Source organism: Clostridium sp. ATCC BAA-442 (assembly GCF_964239415.1).
Taxonomy (GTDB): domain Bacteria; phylum Bacillota; class Clostridia; order Oscillospirales; family Oscillospiraceae; genus Flavonifractor; species Flavonifractor plautii.
Genome location: NZ_CAXSQB010000011.1, coordinates 15511 through 18152 on the forward strand (window position 1 = coordinate 15511; position 2642 = coordinate 18152).

Here is a 2642-nt window from a genome sequence, read left to right on the forward strand (position 1 = left end):
CCCCCCCCCCCCCCCCGCCAGGGAGGATTCCGTCTATGCTGGAATTGCTCGCCCCCGCCGGGTCCATGGAGGCCGTGGCGGCGGCTGTTCAGAACGGCGCCGACGCCGTCTATCTGGGATACGGGGACTTTAACGCCCGCCGCAACGCGAAAAATTTCTCGGAGGAGGAGTTTGCGGCGGCGGTTTCTTATTGCCACCTGCGGGGGGCGAAGGTCTACCTGACCCTCAACACCCTGCTCACCGACCGGGAGCTGCCGAGGGCGGCGGAGGTGGCCGCCCAGGCCAGCGCCATCGGCGCCGACGCGGTGCTCATTCAGGATCTGGGCGTGCTGCGGATGCTCCGCCAGACCGCCCCCGATCTGCCCGTCCACGCCTCCACCCAGATGACCCTCCACAATCTGGACGGGGTGAAGATGGCCGCCGATCTGGGTCTCACCCGGGCGGTGCTCTCCCGGGAGCTGAGCCGGGATCAGATTGAATACATCTGCCAGCGCGCCCCCATCGAAATCGAGGTCTTCGCCCACGGGGCCCTGTGTATGTGCTACTCGGGGCAGTGCTTCCTCTCCTCCGTCATCGGCGGGCGCAGCGGAAACCGGGGCCTGTGCGCCCAGCCCTGCCGCCTCAAGTACGGATGGATGGACAAGGCCGACGCCTACCCCCTCTCCCTCAAGGATCTGTCCCTGGCGGGGCACCTGCGGGAGCTGCGCAGGATGGGGGTGGCCTGCGTCAAGCTGGAGGGCCGCATGAAGCGGCCGGAGTACGTGGCCGTGGTCACCGGCATCTACGCCCGGGCCATCAAGGAGGACCGGGAGCCGACGGAGGAGGAGCTGGAGCAGCTCCGGGCCGCCTTCTCCCGCCAGGGCTTCACCCAGGGCTACTACCTGGATCAGCAGGGGCCGGACATGTTCGGCGTGCGAGAGGAGACCAGGGAGCCGAAGGAGCTCTTCGCCGCCGCCCGTAATACCTACCAGAGCGGGGAGGCCCAGCGGGTGCCCGTCACCTTCTACGCCATGCTCCGCCCCGGCGAGCCCGCCCGCGTGGGGGTGGAGGATCCGGACGGCCGGGTGGCGACGGTGGAGGGCCCGGTGCCCGAGGCCGCCCGCACCCGCCCCCTGACGGCGGAGGCGGTCACCACCCAGCTCTCCCGCACCGGCGGCACCCCCTACCGCTGCGGGCAGGTGCGCGCCCTGGTGGAGGAGAACCTGTCCCTCCCCCTGGCCGCCCTCAACGCCCTGCGGCGGGAGGCCCTGGAGAAGCTCTCCGTCCAGAGGCAGGAGCCGCCCCGCCGCCGCACCGGGGAATACCACGCCGGCGCCCGCTATGAGAACCGGCGGGAGGAGCCGGTGCTGACCATCTCTGTGCGGAGGGCGGAACAGCTCACCGACGAGCTGCTCCGCCTCAGGCCCGCCCTGGTGTACGTCCCGCTGGACGAGCTGGCCGCCCACCTGGAGAAGGCCGCCGGCACGGAGCACACCTCCATCGGGGTGAGCCTGCCCCGGGTGGCCTGGGACCGGGAGTACCCCGGCCTGCGGGAAAAGCTGGAGCAGGTGCGCGCTTTGGGGGTAAAAGACGCCCTGCTGGGCAACCTTGGTATGTTCCCCATCGCCCGGGAGCTGGGCTTCACCCTGCGGGGGGACTTCGGCCTGGAGATCTACAACGCCCAGGCCCTCAAGGAGTACAAGCGGCTGGGCCTCCAGTCGGCCACCCTCTCCTTTGAGCTGAAGCTGGCCCAGATCCGCGACCTCTCCAAATGCCTGGACACCGAGCTGATCACCTACGGCCGCCTGCCCCTGATGCTGATGGAGAACTGCATCATCAAAAACCGCACCGGCTCCTGCGGCTGCCAGAACACCAACATCCTCACTGACCGGAAGGGCGCCCGCTTCCCGGTGGTGAGCGCCCCCGGCTGCCGCAACGAGCTGCTCAACTCCCAGAAGCTCTTCCTGGCGGACAAGGCCGCCGACTACCGCCGCATCGGCCTGTGGGCCCAGCGGCTGCTCTTTACCACCGAAAATCCACGGGAGTGCGTGCAGGTGGCCCAGCGCTATCTGGAGCAGGGGAGCTGGGCTCCCAACGAGTACACCCGCGGGCTATACTATCGAGATGTGGAGTGAACCCCATGAAGCTGAAGATCAAGGCCGTATCGGACAAGATCGGCAAGGACATCCCCTGCCCCTTCTACGCCACCGCCGGCGCGGCGGCCATGGACCTGTGCGCCTGCGTGGACGCGCCGGTGGAGGTGGCCCCCCGCGCCCTGGTGAGCATCCCCACCGGCATCGCCATCGCCCTGCCCTCGGCGGAGTATGTGGCCCTGGTGTTCGCCCGCTCCGGCCTGGGCATCAAGCACGGAATTGCCCTCTCCAACGGGGTGGGCGTCATTGACAGCGACTACCGGGGGGAGATCCGGGTGGGGCTGACCAACCTGTCCGACACCCCCTACACCGTCCGGCCCGGCGACCGCATCGCCCAGCTGGCCGTCATGCCCGTGGTGCAGGCCGAGCTGGAGCGGGTGGACAGCCTGGACGAAACCGGGCGGGGGACCGGCGGCTTCGGCTCCACCGGAAAGTAAGGGCAGACGCAGCAGACCGGTGCGGGCCGCCGGGACGTGTAGGGGCGGGGCTCGTCCCCGCCCGCGGGGGGGG

2 protein-coding genes are annotated in these 2642 nt (G+C 69.7%); both read left to right on the top strand.

What is annotated here, in order from left to right; all coding sequences use genetic code 11:
* Positions 1-35 precede the first annotated feature (35 nt).
* Positions 36-2114 carry a U32 family peptidase gene (locus ACESY8_RS06775; RefSeq protein WP_054339210.1) on the top strand — a complete coding sequence of 693 codons (2079 nt, stop codon included), beginning with the start codon at positions 36-38 and terminating at the stop codon, positions 2112-2114.
* Positions 2111-2569 carry a dUTP diphosphatase gene (dut, locus tag ACESY8_RS06780; RefSeq protein ID WP_420920183.1) on the top strand — a complete coding sequence of 153 codons (459 nt, stop codon included), beginning with the start codon at positions 2111-2113 and terminating at the stop codon, positions 2567-2569. Before ACESY8_RS06775 ends, dut begins: the two co-directional genes overlap by 4 nt.
* Positions 2570-2642: the final 73 nt, after the last annotated feature.

Coding starts and splice junctions, on each gene's coding strand:
- ACESY8_RS06775 (WP_054339210.1), top strand. CDS start 36: ATGCTGGAATTGCTCGCCCCCGCCGGGTCCATGGAGGCCGTGGCGGCG.